Annotated in this window: 17 protein-coding genes and 2 tRNA genes; 16 read left to right on the top strand and 3 right to left on the bottom strand. The window is 64.7% G+C overall.

Annotated elements, in window-relative coordinates; genetic code table 11:
• Positions 1–42: 42 nt before the first annotated feature.
• Together dnaK and dnaJ are read left to right on the top strand one after the other, a co-directional pair.
• Positions 43–1,974: a molecular chaperone DnaK gene (dnaK, locus tag IOC61_RS09125; RefSeq protein ID WP_195688520.1), complete on the top strand. Its 1,932-nt coding sequence runs from the start codon at positions 43–45 to the stop codon at positions 1,972–1,974.
• A 104-nt stretch (positions 1,975–2,078) separates the two neighbouring features.
• Positions 2,079–3,230, top strand: coding sequence for a molecular chaperone DnaJ (gene dnaJ, locus IOC61_RS09120; RefSeq protein ID WP_195688519.1), 1,152 nt, complete (start codon positions 2,079–2,081; stop codon positions 3,228–3,230).
• Positions 3,231–3,324: 94 nt separating this feature from the next.
• On the opposite strand, the gene IOC61_RS09115 is transcribed toward dnaJ, so the two are convergent.
• Both IOC61_RS09115 and corA read right to left on the bottom strand, forming a co-directional pair.
• Entirely contained in the window at positions 3,325–3,942 is a 618-nt protein-coding gene (locus IOC61_RS09115) for an HNH endonuclease (protein ID WP_195688518.1), read from the bottom strand.
• Positions 3,943–4,323: 381 nt separating this feature from the next.
• Positions 4,324–5,289: a magnesium/cobalt transporter CorA gene (gene corA / locus IOC61_RS09110; RefSeq protein ID WP_195688517.1), complete on the bottom strand. Its 966-nt coding sequence runs from the start codon at positions 5,287–5,289 to the stop codon at positions 4,324–4,326.
• A 179-nt stretch (positions 5,290–5,468) separates the two neighbouring features.
• Between corA and IOC61_RS09105 the strand changes: the two genes are divergently transcribed.
• The 6 genes from IOC61_RS09105 (at position 5,469) to greA (ending at position 12,812) form a co-directional block, all read left to right on the top strand.
• The gene (locus IOC61_RS09105; protein WP_195688516.1) at positions 5,469–5,747 is read left to right on the top strand and encodes a DUF2218 domain-containing protein; all 279 of its coding nucleotides are present in this window, start codon (positions 5,469–5,471) and stop codon (positions 5,745–5,747) included.
• Entirely contained in the window at positions 5,744–6,658 is a 915-nt protein-coding gene (locus IOC61_RS09100; RefSeq protein WP_324254708.1) for a DMT family transporter, read from the top strand. Before IOC61_RS09105 ends, IOC61_RS09100 begins: the two co-directional genes overlap by 4 nt.
• A gap of 57 nt (positions 6,659–6,715) precedes the next feature.
• Complete coding sequence (dapB, locus tag IOC61_RS09095) at positions 6,716–7,522, top strand: 4-hydroxy-tetrahydrodipicolinate reductase (RefSeq protein WP_195688515.1); 807 nt, start codon at positions 6,716–6,718, stop codon at positions 7,520–7,522.
• Positions 7,523–7,890: 368 nt separating this feature from the next.
• Positions 7,891–9,039 (top strand): glutamine-hydrolyzing carbamoyl-phosphate synthase small subunit, encoded by a 1,149-nt coding sequence (carA, locus tag IOC61_RS09090; RefSeq protein WP_195688514.1) that lies wholly within the window; start codon positions 7,891–7,893, stop codon positions 9,037–9,039.
• Between the two features lie 69 nt (positions 9,040–9,108).
• Entirely contained in the window at positions 9,109–12,339 is a 3,231-nt protein-coding gene (gene carB / locus IOC61_RS09085; protein ID WP_195688513.1) for a carbamoyl-phosphate synthase large subunit, read from the top strand.
• The gene (gene greA, locus IOC61_RS09080; protein WP_195688512.1) at positions 12,336–12,812 is read left to right on the top strand and encodes a transcription elongation factor GreA; all 477 of its coding nucleotides are present in this window, start codon (positions 12,336–12,338) and stop codon (positions 12,810–12,812) included. The genes carB and greA overlap by 4 nt, the downstream gene beginning before the upstream one ends.
• Before the next feature lie 246 nt (positions 12,813–13,058).
• Here the strand turns inward: greA and yhbY are convergent, their stop codons facing one another.
• Positions 13,059–13,385 (bottom strand): ribosome assembly RNA-binding protein YhbY, encoded by a 327-nt coding sequence (gene yhbY, locus IOC61_RS09075; RefSeq protein ID WP_195688511.1) that lies wholly within the window; start codon positions 13,383–13,385, stop codon positions 13,059–13,061.
• Between the two features lie 167 nt (positions 13,386–13,552).
• Between yhbY and rlmE the strand changes: the two genes are divergently transcribed.
• From rlmE to IOC61_RS09035, 8 genes are all read left to right on the top strand, one after another.
• Entirely contained in the window at positions 13,553–14,212 is a 660-nt protein-coding gene (rlmE, locus tag IOC61_RS09070) for a 23S rRNA (uridine(2552)-2'-O)-methyltransferase RlmE (protein ID WP_195688510.1), read from the top strand.
• A gap of 202 nt (positions 14,213–14,414) precedes the next feature.
• A complete protein-coding gene (gene ftsH / locus IOC61_RS09065) occupies positions 14,415–16,400 on the top strand; it encodes an ATP-dependent zinc metalloprotease FtsH (RefSeq protein ID WP_195688509.1) in 1,986 nt (661 codons plus the stop codon).
• A 228-nt stretch (positions 16,401–16,628) separates the two neighbouring features.
• Positions 16,629–17,414, top strand: coding sequence for a dihydropteroate synthase (gene folP, locus IOC61_RS09060; RefSeq protein ID WP_311430735.1), 786 nt, complete (start codon positions 16,629–16,631; stop codon positions 17,412–17,414).
• A complete protein-coding gene (gene glmM / locus IOC61_RS09055; protein WP_195688507.1) occupies positions 17,414–18,772 on the top strand; it encodes a phosphoglucosamine mutase in 1,359 nt (452 codons plus the stop codon). The genes folP and glmM overlap by 1 nt, the downstream gene beginning before the upstream one ends.
• 90 nt (positions 18,773–18,862) lie before the next feature.
• The gene (gene tpiA / locus IOC61_RS09050; RefSeq protein ID WP_195688506.1) at positions 18,863–19,612 is read left to right on the top strand and encodes a triose-phosphate isomerase; all 750 of its coding nucleotides are present in this window, start codon (positions 18,863–18,865) and stop codon (positions 19,610–19,612) included.
• Positions 19,613–19,616: 4 nt separating this feature from the next.
• Entirely contained in the window at positions 19,617–19,979 is a 363-nt protein-coding gene (secG, locus tag IOC61_RS09045) for a preprotein translocase subunit SecG (protein WP_195688505.1), read from the top strand.
• A gap of 34 nt (positions 19,980–20,013) precedes the next feature.
• Positions 20,014–20,100 (top strand) — tRNA-Leu (locus tag IOC61_RS09040).
• A 142-nt stretch (positions 20,101–20,242) separates the two neighbouring features.
• Positions 20,243–20,319 (top strand) — tRNA-Met (locus IOC61_RS09035).
• The last annotated feature ends 233 nt before the right edge of the window (positions 20,320–20,552 follow it).

The following is a 20,552-nucleotide window of genomic DNA, read 5'->3' as shown; positions in this document are numbered from 1 at the left end:
ATACCACTCCTGAATACATCACACGACTTTCGAGGATTTCCTATGGGACGCATCATCGGAATTGACCTGGGTACCACTAACTCCTGTCTCGCCGTGCTCGACGGTGACAGCGCCAAGGTGATCGAGAACGCCGAGGGTACCCGCACAACACCTTCCGTCATCGCCTACACCGATGATGGCGAGACGCTGGTTGGGCAGTCGGCCAAGCGCCAGGCGGTCACCAACCCCGAGAACACCCTGTATGCCATCAAGCGCCTGATCGGTCGTCGCTACAAGGACGACGTGGTCCAGAAGGACATCAAGATGGTGCCCTACAAGATCGCCGAGGCCGACAATGGCGACGCCTGGGTCGAGGTGAAGGGCAAGAAGCTGGCACCGCCCCAGGTCAGCGCCGAAGTGCTGAAGAAGATGAAGAAGACCGCGGAAGACTACCTGGGTGAGGAAGTCACCGAGGCGGTCATCACCGTGCCGGCCTACTTCAACGACAGCCAGCGCCAGGCCACCAAGGACGCGGGTCGCATCGCCGGCCTCGAGGTCAAGCGCATCATCAACGAGCCGACCGCGGCGGCGCTGGCCTACGGCATGGACAAGTCGCGTGGCGACAAGACCATCGCTGTCTACGACCTGGGCGGCGGCACCTTCGATATCTCCATCATCGAGGTGGCGGATGTCGACGGCGAGACTCAGTTCGAGGTGCTGGCCACCAACGGTGACACCTTCCTGGGTGGTGAGGACTTCGACCTGGCGCTGATCAACTACCTGGTCGACCAGTTCAAGAGCGACAGCGGCATCGACCTGTCCGGCGACAACCTGGCCATGCAGCGCCTCAAGGAAGCCGCCGAGAAGGCCAAGATCGAGCTCTCCAGCGCCCAGCAGACCGACGTCAACCTGCCGTACATCACGGCCGACAACACCGGTCCCAAGCACCTCAACGTCAAGGTGACCCGTGCCAAGCTCGAGTCGCTGGTCGAGGACCTGGTCAAGCGCTCTCTCGAGCCCTGCAAGACCGCGCTCAAGGATGCCGGCCTGTCCGCCTCCGAGATCGATGACGTCATCCTGGTCGGTGGTCAGACCCGCATGCCCATGGTCCAGCAGTCGGTTGCCGACTTCTTCGGCAAGGACGCCCGCAAGGACGTCAACCCGGACGAGGCCGTGGCCGTGGGTGCTGCCATCCAGGGCGGTGTGCTGGGTGGCGACGTCAAGGACGTGCTGCTGCTCGACGTCACGCCGCTGACCCTGGGCATCGAGACCCTGGGTGGCGTGATGACGCCGCTGATCGAGAAGAACACCACCATCCCGACCAAGAAGACCCAGACCTTCTCAACCGCGGATGACAACCAGACCGCCGTGACCATTCACGTGCTGCAGGGTGAGCGCAAGCAGGCGGGCGGCAACAAGTCACTGGGTCGCTTCGACCTGGCCGACATTCCGCCGGCACCGCGCGGCGTGCCGCAGATCGAGGTCGCCTTCGACCTGGACGCCAACGGCATCCTCAACGTGTCCGCCAAGGACAAGGCCACCGGCAAGGAGCAGTCGATCGTCATCAAGGCCTCCAGCGGTCTCTCCGACGACGAGATCGAGCAGATGGTCCAGGACGCCGAGGCCCACGCCGACGAGGACAAGAAGTTCGAGGAGCTGGTTCAGCTGCGCAACCAGGCCGATGGCATGGTCCACGCTGCACGCAAGACCGTGGAAGAAGCCGGTGAGCACGCCACCGACGAAGAGAAGGAAGCCATCGAAAGCGCCGCCAAGGAGCTGGAAGAGGCCATCAAGGGTGACGACAAGGACGACATCCAGGCCAAGCTCGACAAGCTGACCGAGGCCTCCGGCAACCTGGCGCAGAAGATGTACGCCGCCCAGGCCGAAGCCGGCCAGCAGGAAGGTGCCGAGGCGGGCGACGCCGATGCCAAGCCGGAAGATGACGTGGTCGACGCCGAGTACGAAGAAGTCAACGACGACCAGAAGAAGCAGTAAACTACGCATCTGAACGACGCATCTAAGCCATGGATGACACCAGCGCGGGGGCCTGACTCCCGCGTTGGTGTTTCCGAGGGACCGCGACGGAGGCGGACAGACCCATGTCCAAACGCGACTATTACGAGGTGCTGGGCGTAGAGCGCGGTGCCGATACCAAAGAGATCAAGAAGGCCTACCGCCGGCTCGCCCAGAAATTCCATCCCGACCGCAATCCGGATGATGACGGCGCGGCGGAGAAGTTTCGCGAGGTCTCCGAGGCCTACGAGGTACTCAGCGACAGCGAGAAGCGTGCCGCCTATGACCAGTTCGGTCATGCCGGCGTTGATGGCCAGGGTGGTGGCTTCGGCGGAGGCGGCTTCGGTGGCGCCGGTGCCGGTGGCTTCAGCGATATCTTCGGTGACGTATTCGGCGATATCTTCGGCGGCGGCGGTGGCCGGCGTCACCCCAACGCTCCGGCCCGTGGCAGCGACCTGCGCTACAACCTCGAGCTCGACCTCGAGGATGCCGTATCCGGCACCAGCGTGGATATCCGTGTGCCGCGCCATATCGAGTGTGAGCGCTGTGACGGCGACGGTGCCGAGCCGGGCTCCAGCAAGGAGACCTGCCCGACCTGTTCCGGCCACGGTCAGGTGCGCATGCAGCAGGGCTTCTTCGCCGTGCAGCAGACCTGCCCGACCTGTCATGGCTCCGGTCAGCACATCAAGGTGCCCTGCCACAAGTGTAATGGCGAGGGGCGTGTACGCGAGACCCGCACCCTGTCGGTGAAGATTCCCGCCGGCGTGGATACCGGCGACCGTATTCGTCTCAACGGCGAAGGGGAAGCCGGCATCAACGGCGGCCCGCCCGGGGATCTCTATGTGCAGGTGAATCTCAAGCCCCACCCGATCTTCCAGCGCGACGGCCGCAACCTGCAGTGCGAGGTGCCGATCAACTTCGTCGATGCGGCGCTGGGTGGCGAGCTCGAGGTGCCCACCCTGGCGGGGCGGGTCAAGCTGAAGATCCCGGCCGAGACCCAGACCGGCAAGCTTTTCCGCCTGCGGGGCAAGGGCGTCAAGCCGGTGCGCGGTGGCGCGCCTGGCGACCTGATCTGCAAGGTGGTGATCGAGACGCCGGTGAAGCTCACGGAAGAACAGAAGGAGCTGCTGCGTCAGTTCCAGGACAGCCTGGGTGGTTCCAGCAGTGCCCACCACTCGCCCAAGAAGAGCGGCTTCTTCGACGGCGTGAAGAAGTTCTTCGAGGATATGAAGCCGTAGCGGCTTTCTTCCTGGCAAGCGCCTGGCAGGGCCCCGTCACCTCTCGGTGACGGGGCCCTGCTGCATTTCAAGGCATGACTCATCAAGGCATGTTTCAGCGCCGCAGGTGGTCCAGGCGCCAGGCCAGGGCCTCGGAGGCGGGCCGCCAGCGCTCATTCCTGGGCAGCACCAGCGGCTGGCGATCGAGGCGGCACAGCCAGTCGTTGTCCGCTACCAGATGGTCCACCGCGGGGCTGACATGCCAGTGGTGATCCGGTCCCGGCGCGATCAGGTGGTTATCCATGGCCCAGTGCAGGTTGGGAGTTAGCGCCAGGCCGTTGCTCGGCCGGTCGTCCTGGGTAACGCTGAAGGGAATCAGGTGGGCCGCCTCGACCAGGTAGCGATAGTCGGGAGTGATATAGCGCAGCCGGCTGGCCGCGCAGCGATAGTCGTAGGCTTCCAGTACCAGCGAGCGAAAGGCGGCTGAGCGGGCGGGGGCCGGGGCGGCCTCCTTGATCCCGTCGGCGAGTCGTTCCGGATGCCGCTGGTAGTCGCCGCTGGCCAGTTCGGTGTCGAGGTAGCTCATCAGGCGCTCGAGCGTAGCCTTGTCATCGCCAAGGTAGCGATGGGCCAGCAAGGAGCAGGCCTCGCGGGCGAGGTCGCTCTTCTGCAGGGCGGCGAACAGCTCGTCATCGAGCCGGGCAGAGCTGAAGCGCTCGAGCAGCTGATTCATCGATCTTGGCTGACCCAGCTGGTCGGCCACGGGGGCCAGGCTATCGGCGTAATCGGGTGACCAGAGCTTGCCTGAGGGACCTTCTCGGTTCCTCAGTGCCCATATGGGCATCCATGGCCGAGCGCGATGCCGTTCCCCCGTTACAATCTCAAAAATATCGTGATATCGAGCGATCAGTCGGGTATCGAGAGAGACTCGAAGGGATGGGATATGACCTGCTTGAATTTCGCAGATGATTGCCAGCAAAAGGCATGGCTGATGAGGGGCAGGTTTCCCGGTACTAAGATCAACCTTGAGTCGTGACAGGCATTCTAGCCTCTTATGCATTGCTCCCTCCCTTTTGATCTCGCATTTCCGGTTCATGACACCTGGAAACCGCGCTTACAGCCACCCGGCTCGGCGGAAGCGTCGATAGAGGCCGCCGCAGGCGCCACCCATGGCCAGCAGGGCCAGAGGGTAGCCAATCCGCCAGTCGAGCTCGGGCATATGGGTGAAGTTCATTCCCCAGATGCCGGCGAAGATGGTGGCCACGCCGAAGATCGCCGCCCAGGCGGCGAGCCGTTTGTTCACCTCGCCCTCGTCGATGGCCACCATCGAAAGGTTCACCTGGATGGCGGTGATGATCATCTCGCGGATGGTGTCCACCGCCGACTCGATGCGGTGCAGGTGGTCGTAGACGTCGCGGAAGTACTCCCGGGTTTCGCGGCAGAGTGCCGGCACCCGGCCGCCGAACAGATGACTGACCGCCTCGCCCAGCGGCATGGCGGCGTGCTTCAGCTGCATGGTCTGGCGCTTGAGCTGGTAGAGCCGCTCCAGGCTGGTGCGAGCCGACCCTTGAACGAAGATCTGGTCCTCGATGCTCTCCAGCTCCGCCTCCAGTGCCTGCACCATCGGGAAGTAGTGGTCGACCACCGCATCCAGCAGCGCGTAAAGCACGAAGGCCGGCCCCTGGCTGAGCAGCTTGGGGTCGCTCTCGCAGCGCCTGCGCACCTCGGCGAAGCCCTGGCCCGGGTGCAGTCGCACCGAGAGCACGTAGCCGGGGCCGGCGAATACCGCCACCTGCCCAGACTGCAATTCGCCCTCGGTCATGGAGACCATGTGCATGATCATGAACAGCGCCGAGTCATACTCCTCGAGCTTGGGGCGCTGATCACCCTTCAGGGTGTCCTCCACGGCCAGCTCATGAAGGCCGAACGCCTCCTGGTAGTGTGCCATCTCCTGTGCGCTGGGGTCGTGCAAGGCCACCCAGACAAAGCGGTCGGGTTGCCCCAGGTAGTCGCCGATCTGGTCGGGCTGGATATCGTGCAAGCGGTGGCCCTTGTCGTAGACCACACAGTTGATGAGCATTGGCTAACTCTCCCGGTCATGACTGGTGTCCTGGATAGCCCTAGTGTGCCAGGAAGTCACCCGATGTGACTCCCGTTGGCGCCGGTGGCATGGAGGGCTGCGTAGGCGGGGAGGGGGTGGCGTTCCACGAGGCGGCATCATAGTCTGAAGCCTCGACATTTCTGCAGAGGATAAGCGTTATGCCTATTTCACGCGCCGAGTTGCACGCCGAGGATGCGGCGGCCCTGATCGATCAGCTCTGCAAGCGATGGGCCGGTGCCAAGGAGATAGATCGTGCCAGCGATCCGGTGCAGGTGACCTTCGAGGAGGGCAGTTGCTACCTGCAGGCCCAGCCAGACAAGCTGCTGGTGGTGGTGGAGGCTCTGGATGATGAGAGCCACGACGAACTCGAGCGCCAGGTGGACAATGCCCTGGATGAGCTCCGGGGCGTCGAGCTGGATATCGTCTGGGAGGCGTGAGCCAGAACGTCACCCTCCGTGGCGCCCACCTCGGCATGCTGGTGTGGGCGATTCTGGTAGGGCTCTCCTTTCCCGTGGTGGGGCTGATGAGCGAGCTGCCGCCGCTGCTGCTTACCGCCCTGCGCTTCGCCATCGCCTGTGCCGGCCTCTATCTGCTGGCCAGGCGTTCGGCGAACTTCGTGCCGTGTAGGCAAAGCCTGTTGCTCTATGCGCTGATGGGGACATGTCTGGCCGGCTTCTTCGCGGCGATGTTCTGGGCCGCCCATCACGCCACGGCACTCTCCATGGCGACCCTGTATGTCACGGTACCGCTGCTGGCCTTCCTGTTGGGGCGAGGGTTGCGAGTGGAGGCCCCGGGCTGGCGGCTGCCGGTGATCCTCGCCCTGGGGGCCGTTGGTGCTCTGGGGCTGGCTGTTGCCGAGGGGTGGCAACAGGGCGGCGAGCTGAGTTTCGGCCTCGGCGAGGCGGTGTTCTTCGCGGGCTGTCTCTCCTCGGCGCTCTATCCGGTGCTTAGCCGCTGGGGGTTGGCCAAAGAGTATCTGCCGGAGTCGGCGGCGGTACGTACCTTCTGGAGCCTGGGGCTGGGGGGCGCGCTGGTCGGCGCGCTGGGACTCGCCACCGAGCCACTGAGGCATCTTGCGAACATGACCGCCCTGGACCTGGCGCTACTGGTCTATCTGGGACTCTGCTCCAGCGCCCTGACCTTCTGGCTGATGCAGCGAGCCACTGCGGCGCTGACCCCAGGAGTGGTCACCGCTTACGGCTATCTGGTGCCTTTCGTCTCCATGATGCTGCTATTCATACGCTCGCCGCAGCAGATCGGCTGGGTGTGGCTGCCCGGCAGCCTGACGGTACTGCTGGCCATGGTGCTGCTGATGCGGCATGAGCGGCCTTCGCCACGGCTGGGGTAGCCTTCGCTCTGATATACTCCGGTCATTCGCCAACCTACCGCTTACGCAGGAGTTCCTATGACCCGTATCGCCATCGTCGGTGTCGCCGGCCGCATGGGCCGCACCCTGGTCAACGCCGTTCAGCAGGATGATGGCGCCACCCTGGCGGGGGGCATCGTCGAGCCGGGCAGTACGCTGGCGGGAGCCGATATCGGCGAGCTGGCGGGAGTCGGCAGGCTGGGCGTGGCCGCCGTGGAGTCGCTGGAGGCCATCGTCGATGACTTCGATGTGCTGATCGACTTCACCGCCCCCCAGGTCACGCTGGCCAACCTGGCGTTCTGTGCCGAGCATGGCAAGCGCATGGTGATCGGGACCACCGGGCTTGCCGATGAGGAGCTGGCCACGCTGGAGAGCTACAGCGAGCGGCTGCCCTTCGTCTTCGCGCCCAATATGAGCGTCGGGGTCAATCTGACCCTCAAGCTCCTGGAAACCGCGGCCAAGGCGCTGGGCGACGAGGGCTATGATATCGAGGTGATCGAGGCGCACCATCGCCACAAGGTGGATGCGCCCTCCGGCACGGCGCTCAAGATGGGCGAGGTAATGGCCGATGCCCTGGAGCGTCCGCTCAAGGAGTACGGTGTATACGAGCGTGTAGGTCAGTGTGGTCCGCGCAGCGACAAGGAGATCGGCTTCGCCACCGTGCGCGCCGGGGATATCGTCGGTGAGCATACGGTGATGTTCGCCACCGAGGGTGAGCGCATCGAGATCACTCACAAGGCCTCCAGTCGCATGACCTTTGCCAAGGGCGCGGTGCGCGCGGCACGCTGGGTCGCCGGTCAGGGCAACGGCCGCTATGCGATGCAGGACGTGCTCGGTCTGGAGTGACTCGGTCAGGAGTGAGGGGCCCCTCGGGGTCAGACCCCAGCGATGACGGCCCTGCTCGCAAGGTGCTCCAGCACTGTGCCGTTACCTCGGCGGGGGTCTGACCCCGTAGGGTAATAGCCCTGACCATGGTGGCGGGGGGTAGTCGCCGGGCAGCGATTCCTGTAATATCCCCAAAATTTTGGCCGGGCGCATGGGTGAGAGCCCCTTCACAGCGCTTGTTGCTTCGGCCCCCAGAGTTCTGAGCACATCAGTTCCGAGCGAATGACAACAAGCGGGATGAAACCGGTCCATATCAGGTTTCATCCCGCTTTTTTGCGACTGGCGTACGGCGGCGCTGAGAATCCCTTGACGAGCAGGAGGACGTTACCTTGAACAGACCCGCGATACTGGCCCTGGAAGACGGCAGTGTGTTTCATGGCACGGCGATTGGCGCCGATGGACAGACCAGCGGTGAGGTGGTGTTCAATACGGCCATGACCGGCTATCAGGAGATTCTTACCGATCCCTCTTATGCTCGCCAGATCGTCACCCTGACCTACCCTCATATCGGCAATACCGGCGTCAATGCCGAGGACGTGGAGTCCAGTGGCATCGCCGCCGCCGGCCTGGTGATTCGCGACCTGCCGCTGCTGGCCAGCAACTTCCGCTGCGAGCAGACCCTCTCCGACTATCTCAAGAGCCAGAATGTGCTGGGCATCGCCGAGATCGACACCCGTCGCCTGACCCGCCTGCTGCGTGACAAGGGTGCCCAGAACGGCGCGATTCTGGCCGGTACCGAGGCCGAGGGTGAGGATGTCGTCGAGCGTGCACTGGCCGCCGCCCGTGACTTCCCGGGCCTTGCGGGCATGGATCTGGCCAAGGTGGTCTCCTGCAAGGCGCCCTACGAGTGGACCGAGGGCGTGTGGACCCTGGGTCAGGGCTACAACGACGCCAGCCAGGGCGAGCGTCCCTTCCATGTGGTGGCCTACGACTTCGGCGTGAAGTACAACATCCTGCGCATGCTGGCCTCCCGCGGCTGTCGTCTCAGCGTGGTACCGGCCCAGACTCCGGCTGCCGAAGTGCTGGCGATGAACCCGGATGGGATCTTCCTCTCCAACGGTCCCGGTGACCCCGAGCCCTGCGACTACGCCATCACGGCGATCCAGGAGCTCCTCGAGAGCGGGATTCCGATGTTCGGCATCTGCCTGGGGCATCAGCTGCTGGCGCTGGCCAGCGGTGCCAGCACCATGAAGATGAACCACGGCCACCACGGCGCCAACCATCCGGTGCAGGATCTCGATAGCGGCCGCGTGATGATCACCAGCCAGAACCACGGCTTCGCCGCCGACGAGGCACAGCTGCCGGCCAACCTGCGTGCCACCCACCGTTCGCTGTTCGACGGCACCCTGCAGGGGGTCGAGCGCACCGACTGCCCGGCCTTCAGCTTCCAGGGGCACCCCGAGGCGAGCCCGGGCCCGTGCGACGTGGCGCCGCTGTTCGAACGATTCGTCGAGATGATGCGAGCTCGCGGGGCCTGAGTTAGCGCTTAGAGCCAGTTAGAGCCAGAGATACGTCACCACTCGTCACCTACTTCTGCGGGAAGCACCATGCCCAAGCGTACCGACATCCAGAGCATCCTGATCATTGGCGCCGGCCCTATCGTCATCGGCCAGGCGTGTGAATTCGACTACTCCGGCGCCCAGGCCTGCAAGGCGCTGCGCGAGGAGGGCTACCGGGTCATCCTGGTCAACTCCAACCCGGCCACCATCATGACCGACCCGGCCATGGCCGATGCCACCTATATCGAGCCGATCACCTGGCAGGCGGTGGAGAAGATCATCGAGGCCGAGAAGCCGGATGCCATTCTGCCCACCATGGGCGGGCAGACCGCGCTCAACTGCGCCCTGGAGCTGGACAAGCATGGCGTGCTGACCAAGCATGGCGTGGAGATGATCGGTGCCAATGCCGATGCCATCAACAAGGCCGAGGACCGTGACCTCTTCGACCAGGCCATGAAGCGCATCGGTCTGGAGTGCCCCAAGGCCAAGGTGGCTCACACCATGGACGAGGCCTGGGAGATCCAGGGCGAGCTCGGCTTCCCGGTGATCATCCGCCCCTCCTACACCATGGGCGGCTCCGGCGGTGGCGTGGCCTACAACAAGGAGGAGTTCGAGGAGATCTGTACCCGCGGCTTCGAACTCTCCAACAACCACGAGCTGCTGATCGACGAGTCGCTGCTGGGGTGGAAGGAGTACGAGATGGAGGTCGTGCGTGATCGCAACGACAACTGCATCATCGTCTGCGCCATCGAGAACTTCGACCCCATGGGCGTGCACACCGGTGACTCCATCACCGTGGCCCCGGCCCAGACGCTGACCGACAAGGAATACCAGATCATGCGCGACGCCTCGCTGGCGGTGCTGCGCGAGATCGGCGTCGAGACCGGCGGCTCCAACGTGCAGTTCGGCGTCGACCCCAGGACCGGGCGCATGGTGGTCATCGAGATGAACCCGCGGGTGTCGCGCTCCTCGGCGCTGGCCTCCAAGGCCACCGGCTTCCCGATCGCCAAAATCGCCGCCAAGCTGGCCGTGGGCTACACCCTGGACGAGCTGCAGAACGACATCACCGGCGGCCAGACCCCGGCCTCGTTCGAGCCCTCCATCGACTACGTGGTCACCAAGATTCCGCGTTTCACCTTCGAGAAGTTCCCCCAGGCCAATGACCGTCTGACCACCCAGATGAAGTCGGTGGGCGAGGTGATGGCGATCGGCCGCACCTTCCAGGAGTCGCTGCAGAAGGCGCTGCGCGGCCTGGAGACCGGCAACGATGGCCTGGACCCCAAGGTGACCCGCTTCGATGCCGACGGGATGGCCTTTATCAAGGGCGAGCTGCAGGCCGCCGGGGCCGAGCGCATCTTCTTTATCGCCGATGCCATGCGCGCCGGCATGACGCGCGACGAGATCTTCGCGCTGACCAATATCGACCCCTGGTTCCTGGTTCAGCTCGAGGACCTGATCGTCACCGAGGGCGAGGTCGCCAAGCGCTCGCTCTCCGAACTCGACGCCCGCGAGCTGTTCCGCCTCAAGCGCAAGGGCTTCTCCGACGCCCGCCTGGCCTCGCTGCTCGGTGTCTCCGAGAAGGAGTTCCGCAAGACGCGTCAGAAGGCCGGTATCCGTCCGGTCTACAAGCGGGTCGACACCTGTGCCGCCGAGTTTGCCTCGGACACCGCCTACATGTACTCCACCTATGAGGAGGAGTGCGAGGCGGAGGTCTCCGACCGTCAGAAGATCATGGTGCTGGGCGGTGGGCCCAACCGGATCGGCCAGGGCATCGAATTCGACTACTGCTGCGTCCACGCCGCCTTCGCCATGCACGATGACGGCTACGAGACGGTGATGGTCAACTGCAACCCGGAGACCGTCTCCACCGACTACGACACCAGTGACCGCCTCTATTTCGAGCCGGTGACCCTGGAGGACGTGCTGGAGATCGCCGACAAGGAGCAGCCGGTCGGTGTGATCGTGCAGTTCGGCGGTCAGACCCCGCTGAAGCTGGCCCGCGAACTGGAGGCCGCCGGCGTGCCGATCATCGGCACCACCCCGGATGCCATCGACCGCGCCGAGGACCGTGAGCGCTTCCAGCAGATGATCGACAAGCTGGGTCTCAAGCAGCCGCCCAATGCCACCGCGCGCAGCTTCGAGGAGGCCTTCGCCAAGGCCGAGACCATCGGCTATCCGCTGGTGGTGCGTCCCAGCTATGTGCTGGGCGGGCGCGCCATGGAGATCGTCTATGACGCCTCCGAGCTCGAGAGCTACATGACCCACGCGGTCAAGGTCTCCAATGACTCGCCGGTGCTGCTCGACCACTTCCTCAATGCCGCCGTCGAGATCGATATCGACGCGGTCAGCGACGGCAAGCAGGTCGTGATCGGCGGCATCATGCAGCATATCGAGCAGGCCGGCGTGCACTCCGGTGACTCCGCCTGTTCACTGCCGCCCTACTCACTGCCCGCCGAGGTGCAGGACGCGATGCGCGAGCAGGTTCGCCAGATGGCGGTGGAACTGGGCGTCAAGGGGCTGATGAACGTGCAGCTGGCCTGGCAGGACGGCGAGATCTACATCATCGAGGTCAACCCGCGCGCCTCGCGTACTGTACCCTTCGTCTCCAAGTGCATCGGCACCTCGCTGGCCCAGGTCGCCGCACGCTGCATGGCCGGCACCACCCTCGAGGAGCAGGGCTTCACCCGCGAAATCGTGCCGCACTTCTTCAGCGTCAAGGAGGCGGTCTTCCCGTTCAACAAGTTCCCGGGGGTCGACCCGATCCTGTCGCCGGAGATGAAGTCCACCGGTGAGGTGATGGGCAGCGGAGACACCTTCGCCGAGGCCTTCTACAAGGCGCAGCTGGGGGCCGGCGAGGCGATTCCGCCGCTTTCCGGGCCGCGCAAGGCGTTCCTCTCGGTGCGTGAGCCGGACAAGGCGGGTGTTATCGGGGTGGCCCGTTCTCTGATAACATTGGGCTTTACACTGTGCGCGACCGGCGGTACCGCGGCGGCCCTGAAGGCCGAGGGTATCGACGTCGAGGTCGTGAACAAGGTCTTTGAAGGCCGCCCGCATATCGTCGATCTGCTCAAGAACGACGAGATCGCCTATATCGTCAATACCACCGAGGGTCGCCAGGCGATCAACGACTCCTCGGTGATCCGTCGCACCGCGCTTGCCCGCAAGGTTCCCTACGCCACCACGCTGGCGGGGGCGAACGCCGTTTGTCTGGCGCTCGAGTACGGCAACGAGATCACGGTGCGGCGGCTACAGGAATTGCATGCAGGAGCTGCGCAATGAACAAGGTCCCGATGACCGTCGCCGGAGAGTCGCGTCTGCGCGAGGAGCTCGAGCACCTCAAGGGCGAGGCGCGTCCCAAGGTGATCGCCGCCATCGCCGAGGCCCGAGAGCATGGTGATCTCAAGGAGAACGCCGAGTACCATGCGGCCCGCGAGCAGCAGGGCTTTATCGAGGGGCGTATCCAGGAGATCGAAGGCAAGCTCTCCAACGCCCAGGTGATCGATGTCACCAAGCTGCCCAGGACGGGCAAGGTGATCTTCGGCGTTACCGTGGAGCTGCTCAACCTCAACAACGACGAGGAAGTGACCTACCGGATCGTTGGCGAGGATGAGGCGGATATCAAGCAGGGCAGGATCTCCGTGACCTCGCCCATCGCCCGTGCCCTGATCGGCAAGGAGGAGGGTGACGTGGTGGTGGTCAAGACCCCGGGTGGCGATGTCGAGTATGAGATCTCGGGCGTCGAGCATCTGTGACTCCAGCTGTAAGCTTTAAGCCGTAAGCTGTAAGTCAAAACCTCAACACCCCCCAAGGCGTCGCCTTGGGGGGTGTTGTCGTATGGAGCCGCCGGTGGGAGGGATGCTTCGCATCGCGACTGGCGCCGCAGGCGCCCGGCGGTGCCGGCCGGCTCGGGGTGGCCTGTTCGGGAGGTCTTCGGCCTCCGTCGCGAGACAGGGTCTCCCTCCTACCTCGAGGGGTGCCTCCCTACCTCAAGGCGTACCTTAACGTCGCCCGTGGTGGTCCGCGTAGCGCTGGACGTTGGAGAGCTTCGGGTTGGCCCTGGGGTTGGCGCGATAGAGCAGCGCCATCTTGCCGATCTTGTGGACCAGCTCGGCGCGGCTGGCCGCGACCAGCTCCTCGAGCATGGCCTCGCGCTCATCGCGCTCCGGCAGGGCGAACTTCACCTTGATCAGCTCGTGGTCGTTGAGGGCTCGGTCGAGCTCCGCCAGCACTCCCTCGGAGATGCCGTTCTCGGAGATCATCACCACCGGGTTGAGGTGGTGGCCGATGCTGCGAAATGCTTTCTTTTGTGCCTGTGACAAGCTCATGGTATCTTGCATCTTCTCGGTTGCGCGCAACCAGCCATGGTACGCGCAAATCGTCACGCCGAAAACGTCTTCGGCGAAAGCGCCGTTTCAGCCGGCCACTCCTCGGCGCTCCGGTACCGTTTTTTGCTCCGCGCCAAGTCTTCTCCCGTTACGTCCCAGGTGATGCCGTGGCCCGTTCCCGCACCTCATCCCCCGCCTCTGGCAAGCACTCCGCAAGCAAGACCAGCAAGGGCTGGTTGAAGGAGCACTTCGATGATCAGTATGTGCAGCGCTCCAAGCTGGAGGGGTATCGCTCGCGGGCCAGCTACAAGCTGCTCGAGCTCGACGAGAAGGATCGTCTCCTCGTTCCGGGCATGACCGTGATCGACCTGGGGGCGGCCCCCGGTGGCTGGAGTCAGGTGGCCGCCGAGAAGGTGGGGCCCGAGGGGGTGGTGATCGCCTCCGATATCCTCGAGATGGATGCCCTGGCCGGGGTCGACTTTATCCAGGGAGACTTTACCGAGGAGGAGATCCTCGAGGCGATCCTTGCGACGCTGGGCGAGCGCCCGGTCGACCTGGTGATGTCCGACATGGCACCCAACATGAGTGGTATGGCCGCCATCGACCAGCCCCAGGCGATGTATCTGGTGGAGCTGGCGCTGGACCTGGCCGGCCAGACCCTGCGCCCTGGTGGAACCTTCCTTGCCAAGGTGTTCCAGGGCGAGGGCTTCGATGAATACCTGAAGGCGCTGCGTGGCGCCTTCACGCGGGTGGTGACCCGCAAGCCCGGCGCCTCGCGGGCGCGCTCCCGCGAGGTCTATCTGCTGGCGCAGGGCTTTCGCGGTTGACTCGAGAGGTCATGGCGCCGTGATAGCCCTGGCCTAACGGGGCGATTGAAGGACAAGGCAGAATAATGTGTGTCACAGTGCCTGTTGCGAATGACCGCGTATGTAGTTGCATAGTGGCGGTGGCCGAACGCGGCCGGCTCCTGTAGTGTCCAACGTGCCAGGTCCTTGCGGCCGATAGATTTCAGATATTGAGGGTAGTCCCTTGAACGATATGGCGAAGAACCTGATCCTGTGGTTGGTCATCGCGGCGGTGCTGCTGACGGTGTTCAACAACTTCAGTGTCGACAGCTCACCCCAGACGATGAACTACTCCCAGTTCGTCCAGCAGGTGCAGAACCAGCAGGTGCGCAGCGTCACCATCGATGGCTATACCATCAATGGTGAGCGTACCGATGGCTCCCAGTTCCAGACCATCCGCCCCGCGGCGGAGGACCCCAAGCTGATGGATGACCTGCTCTCCAGCAACGTCACCGTGGTGGGCAAGAAGCCCGAGCAGCAGAGCCTGTGGATGCGATTGCTGATCGCCAGCTTCCCGATCCTGCTGATTCTGGCGATCTTCATGTTCTTCATGCGCCAGATGCAAGGCGGCGGGGCCGGCAAGGGTGGCCCCATGAGCTTCGGCAAGTCCAAGGCCAAGCTGCTCTCCCAAGATCAGATCAAGACCACCTTCGCCGACGTCGCGGGCTGTGACGAGGCCAAGGAGGAGGTCGAGGAGCTGGTCGACTTCCTGCGCGACCCCACCAAGTTCCAGCGCCTGGGTGGCACCATCCCTCGCGGCGTGCTGATGGTGGGCCCGCCCGGCACCGGCAAGACGCTGCTCGCCAAGTCGATTGCCGGCGAGGCCAAGGTGCCGTTCTTCTCGATCTCCGGCTCCGACTTCGTCGAGATGTTCGTCGGCGTGGGCGCCTCCCGTGTGCGTGACATGTTCGAGCAGGCCAAGAAGCAGGCGCCCTGCATCATCTTCATCGACGAGATCGACGCCGTGGGCCGCTCCCGCGGGGTCGGCATGGGCGGTGGCAACGACGAGCGCGAGCAGACCCTCAACCAGCTGCTGGTGGAGATGGACGGCTTCGAGGCCAATGAGGGCATCATCGTCATCGCCGCCACCAACCGCCCCGACGTGCTCGACCCGGCCCTGATGCGTCCGGGACGCTTCGACCGCCAGGTGGTGGTGCCGCTGCCCGATATCCGCGGCCGTGAGCATATCCTCAACGTGCACCTGCGCAAGGTGCCGCTGGCCGATGACGTCAAGCCGTCGCTGATCGCTCGCGGCACGCCCGGCTTCTCCGGTGCCGACCTGGCCAACCTGGTCAACGAGGCCGCCCTGTTCGCCGCGCGTCGCAACAAACGCCTGGTGGGCATGGAGGAGCTCGAGCTGGCCAAGGACAAGATCATGATGGGGGCCGAGCGCCGCTCCATGGTCATGACCGAGAAGGAGAAGCTCAACACCGCCTATCACGAGTCGGGCCATGCCATCATTGGCCTGGTGATGCCGGAGCATGACCCGGTCTACAAGGTGACCATCATCCCGCGTGGCCGTGCCCTGGGCGTGACCATGTTCCTGCCCGAGCAGGATCGCTACAGCCTGTCGCGGCAGCAGATCATCAGCCAGATCTGCTCGCTGTTCGGTGGCCGCATCGCCGAGGAGATGACGCTGGGGCCGAACGGGGTAACCACCGGTGCCTCCAACGATATCAAGCGCGCCACCGAGCTGGCTCACAACATGGTCGCCAAGTGGGGGCTCTCCGAGGAGATGGGCCCGGTCATGTACGACGAGGATGAGTCGCACCAGTTCCTGGGTGGCCCCGGTCAGGGCGGCAAGCTCAAGTCCGGCGAGACCATCTCCAAGCTCGACAGGGAGGTACGCAAGGTCATCGACGGGTGCTACGAGCAGGCCCGCGTGATCCTCGAGGAGAATCGCGACAAGCTCGACGCCATGGCCGATGCGCTGATGAAGTACGAGACCATCGATGCCGACCAGCTTAAGGACATCATGGCCGGGCGCACGCCGCGACCGCCCAAGGATTGGGAGGATGGAGACTCCTCCGGACCTGGCGCCCCGGTGACCGAGGGGGCTCGCGACGCGGCGACCCCGGATGAGCCGGAGCAGGTCGACGGTGACGAGGATGACGACGAGGAGCCGCGTCGTCGGCCCTCCGACCCGCTGGGTGGCCCGGCCGGCTCCTGAGCCCGCAGCCCATCCCTGTCAGGCGCCCCCCGCGGGGGCGCCTTTGCCTTTCTGATCGGCCCGTTTTCTCTATCCTTCAATTCACTATCATTCAATTCTCTGTTCTTCAGTTCACTACCCTTCAACTTGTTACCCTTCGATTCACCTACCCTCCGAGCGAAGATGAACGCGAACTCCCCCTCCCTGATGTGCGGTCGGCATCGGCTCGACCTCTCCTACCCCCGCGTCATGGGGATCCTCAATGTCACCCCCGACTCCTTCTCCGACGGGGGGCACCATGTGTCCCTGGACGATGCCCTGCGCCATGCCGAGCGCATGCTGGCGGAGGGGGCGGCGATCATCGATGTCGGCGGCGAGTCGACCCGTCCCGGGGCCGATGGGATCTCGCCCCAGCAGGAGCTCGAGCGGGTGGCGCCGGTGGTGGAGGCGCTGGTCCGTGAGCTGGATGCCCTGGTCTCGGTGGATACCAGCAGTCCCGAGGTGATGCGCGAGAGTGCCGCCCTGGGGGCCGGCATGATCAACGATGTGCGCGCCCTGGAGCGTGAGGGGGCGATGGTCGCCGCCATCGGCAGCGGCCTGCCGGTGTGTCTGATGCATCGCCAGGGCGAGCCCCGCGACATGCAGCAGGGGCCCCGTTATGATGTGCCCATCGAGGAGGCGGTAGCCGAATATCTCGCGGCGCGCGTGGCGGCCTGCGAGCAGGCTGGCCTGCATCGTGATCGCATGCTGCTCGACCCGGGCTTCGGCTTCGGCAAGACGGTGGAGCACAATCTACGCCTGCTCAACCGCATGGAGCGTCTTGCCGAGCTCGAACTGCCGATGCTGGTGGGCATGTCGCGCAAGAGCATGATCGGCAAGGTGCTCGAGCGCCCGGTGGAGGAGCGCCTGCCCGGCGGCCTGGCGCTGACGGCGCTGGCGGTAGAGCGCGGCGCCCGCATCCTGCGTGTCCACGATGTCGCCCCCAGCGTGGATGCGGTGAACATGACCTGGGCAGTACTCAAGGAGAGTTGCTGATGGCTCGACGCTATTTTGGAACGGATGGAATTCGCGGCACCGTCGGCGAGGCACCGATCACCGCCGACTTCATGCTCAAGCTGGGCTGGGCCACCGGGCATGTGCTCGCCGCACGCCATGGCAAGCGGCGCTGCCGGGTGCTGATCGGCAAGGACACCCGCATCTCCGGCTACATGTTCGAGTCGGCCCTGGAGGCGGGACTCTCGGCGGCGGGGGTCGATGTGGCCCTGCTCGGCCCCATGCCGACCCCGGGTATCGCCTACCTGACACGCACCTTTCGTGCCGATGCCGGCATCGTGATCTCGGCATCCCACAATCCCTTCGCCGACAATGGCATCAAGTTCTTCTCCACCGACGGCGCCAAGCTCAACGATGAGGTCGAGGAGGCGATCGAGGCGATGCTCGATGAGCCGCTGACCACCGTGGCCGCGGACCGCCTGGGCAAGGCCGAGCGCATCGATGATGCCGACGGCCGCTATATCGAGTTCTGCAAGTCGACCATCCCCGATCGGGTCAGCCTCGAGGGGCTCAGGGTGGTGCTCGACTGTGCCCACGGTGCCACCTACCACATCGCCCCCAGCGTGTTTCGCGAGTTGGGTGCCGAGGTGAGCGTGATCGGTGCCGCCCCCGACGGGCTCAATATCAATCGTGAGGTAGGCTCCACCCATCCGGCGGCGCTGCGCGCGGCGGTGATCCAGCAGGGGGCCGACCTGGGAGTGGCCTTCGACGGTGACGGCGACCGGGTGCTGCTGGTGGATAGCGACGGCCGCGAGATCGATGGCGACGACATCCTCTATCTGATCACCCGCGATCGCCATGCGCGTGGCGAGCTGGGTGGCGGCGTGGTCGGCACCCTGATGTCGAACTTCGGCCTGGCCGCGGCGCTGGAGACCATGGGGGTGCCCTTCGAGCGCGCCAAGGTCGGCGACCGCTATGTCATCGAGCGGCTCGCCGCCAACGGCTGGCAGCTGGGTGGTGAGTCCTCCGGTCATATCGTCTGTGGCCATGTACAGACGACCGGCGACGGTATCGTCTCGGCGCTGCAGGTGCTGGCCATCATGATGCGCGAGGGCAAGTCGCTGCAGAGTCTGCTGGCGGGGCTGGAGAAGGCCCCTCAGGCGCTGGTCAATGTGCGGCTGACCCCCGGCAGCGATGCCCGGGCGGTGATGGCGATGCCGGCCCTCAAGGAGTCGGTGAGCGAGGTCGAGAGGGAGCTCGGTGAAGAGGGGCGGGTGCTGCTGCGCCCCTCCGGCACCGAGCCGCTGATCCGCGTGATGGTCGAGGGTCGTCCTCACCTGGACGTGGACGGTCTGGCACGGCGTCTCGCCGAACGGGTCGAGGCGCTGCTCGGCGCCTGAGGACTCGCTGGTCGAGGGCTCGGGGGTGGCCGGTTGTCTTGACAGGGCCTCTCCTATACCATTTCGCTCCATCTTGAAAGAGGACAGTCGATGCGCACGCCGCTGATCGCCGGCAACTGGAAGATGAACGGCTCGACCGAGCTGGTCGAGGCCTTCGGTCAGGCCTTCTCGAGTGCCGCGCTACCCAACTCCCTGGAAGCGGCGATCTTTCCGCCCTATCCCTATCTGGGGGCGGCGCGAGCTGCCTTCGCCGAGACGCCGCTGGCGCTCGGTGCCCAGACGCTCAATCCGCACCCGGCGGGGGCGCACACCGGCGAGGTGAGTGGCCCCATGCTGCGCGAGTTCGGGGTCCAGTATGCCCTGGTGGGGCACTCCGAGCGTCGTCAGCTCTATCGCGAGAGCGACGAGCAGGTGCATGAGCGCCTGCTGGCCGCGCTCGAGGTCGATATCGTGCCGGTGCTCTGCGTGGGCGAGAGCCTCGCCGAGCGCGATGCCGGTAATACCCTGAGCGTGGTGCTGCACCAGGTCGGGTACGTGATGTCGAGGCTGGGGCCGGCGCAGCGCGAGCGCGTGATCATCGCCTATGAGCCCGTCTGGGCCATTGGTACCGGCCGTACCGCCACTCCCGAGCAGGCTCAGGAGGTCATGGCCGGCATTCGCGCCTACCTGTCCGAGTTCGATCGCGGCCTGGCGGATGGGTTGCGGCTGCTCTACGGCGGTAGCATGAACGCGGGCAATGCGGCCGAGCTGCTTGCCCAGCCCGATATCGACGGCGGCCTGGTGGGCGGTGCCTCGCTCAAGGTCGACGATTTCCTAGCCATCTGTCAGTCAGCAGGTTGATTCCATGCAAGTTGCCATTCTTATGATCCACGTGGCGGTCGCCATCGCCCTGGTCGTCCTGATCCTGCTGCAGCAGGGCAAGGGGGCCGAGGCCGGTGCCGCCTTCGGTGGCGGTGCCTCCCAGACCGTGTTCGGCTCCCGCGGTAGCGGCGGCTTCCTGTCGAAGTTTACCGCCGTGCTGGCGGCTGCCTTCTTCGCCACCTCCCTGACCCTGGCCTGGTTCGCCAGCCAGGCCAGCGATGCCCCCGAGGCAGGCATTCCGGACGCGCGCCTGATCGAACAGCAGAATAACGTGCCGACCCTTGACGAAGGGGGCTCGAGCATGGATAATGCTGCGCCAGTGCTGGAGAGCGGCGACGAGCAGTAATGCGTCGTTTCGCCATCATCCAGCCTCCCCTGATGCCGAAGTGGTGGAATTGGTAGACACGCTATCTTGAGGGGGTAGTGACCTTACGGTCGTGCGGGTTCAAGTCCCGCCTTCGGCACCATCTGATTCATCGCGGCGTCCCTGGTTAACACTCGATGGTTAACATGACGATGCCGACGATCCTTCAGAAGCAGGATTGGCAAAGCGGTGTGCAGCTCTTGACGTATTCGTCGGCTGCGTGTAATATCACCGACCTAGATTGATGCGGGGTGGAGCAGTCTGGTAGCTCGTCGGGCTCATAACCCGAAGGTCATCGGTTCAAATCCGGTCCCCGCTACCATCTTCCGGCAGGTGCCTGTCGAACATGCAAGCTAGCATGATCGAGTGAAGGGGCAGCCATTGACCGCCGGAGTGGTTTACAGGTTTCTTGTGAAAGCCCCTTCCTGTGAAGGGGCTTTTTGTTAGCAGCTTGCTCAGGGCGCCAAGCGTCGGGGCACTGTTCCGGGCAATGCCAATCAGCCACCTGACTTTCCAGTTCACTCCCGGCCAGGTGCCTGATGCAACGGCTGTAGG

This window comes from Halomonas sp. KAO (assembly GCF_015595025.1).
GTDB lineage: Bacteria > Pseudomonadota > Gammaproteobacteria > Pseudomonadales > Halomonadaceae > Halomonas.
This window is presented reverse-complemented; position numbering and strand designations above follow the sequence as displayed.

Coding starts and splice junctions, on each gene's coding strand:
- dnaK (WP_195688520.1), top strand. CDS start 43: ATGGGACGCATCATCGGAATTGACCTGGGTACCACTAACTCCTGTCTC.
- dnaJ (WP_195688519.1), top strand. CDS start 2,079: ATGTCCAAACGCGACTATTACGAGGTGCTGGGCGTAGAGCGCGGTGCC.
- IOC61_RS09115 (WP_195688518.1), bottom strand. CDS start 3,942: ATGAATCAGCTGCTCGAGCGCTTCAGCTCTGCCCGGCTCGATGACGAG.
- corA (WP_195688517.1), bottom strand. CDS start 5,289: ATGCTCATCAACTGTGTGGTCTACGACAAGGGCCACCGCTTGCACGAT.
- IOC61_RS09105 (WP_195688516.1), top strand. CDS start 5,469: ATGCCTATTTCACGCGCCGAGTTGCACGCCGAGGATGCGGCGGCCCTG.
- dapB (WP_195688515.1), top strand. CDS start 6,716: ATGACCCGTATCGCCATCGTCGGTGTCGCCGGCCGCATGGGCCGCACC.
- carB (WP_195688513.1), top strand. CDS start 9,109: ATGCCCAAGCGTACCGACATCCAGAGCATCCTGATCATTGGCGCCGGC.
- greA (WP_195688512.1), top strand. CDS start 12,336: ATGAACAAGGTCCCGATGACCGTCGCCGGAGAGTCGCGTCTGCGCGAG.
- yhbY (WP_195688511.1), bottom strand. CDS start 13,385: ATGAGCTTGTCACAGGCACAAAAGAAAGCATTTCGCAGCATCGGCCAC.
- folP (WP_311430735.1), top strand. CDS start 16,629: ATGGGGATCCTCAATGTCACCCCCGACTCCTTCTCCGACGGGGGGCAC.
- glmM (WP_195688507.1), top strand. CDS start 17,414: ATGGCTCGACGCTATTTTGGAACGGATGGAATTCGCGGCACCGTCGGC.
- tpiA (WP_195688506.1), top strand. CDS start 18,863: ATGCGCACGCCGCTGATCGCCGGCAACTGGAAGATGAACGGCTCGACC.
- secG (WP_195688505.1), top strand. CDS start 19,617: ATGCAAGTTGCCATTCTTATGATCCACGTGGCGGTCGCCATCGCCCTG.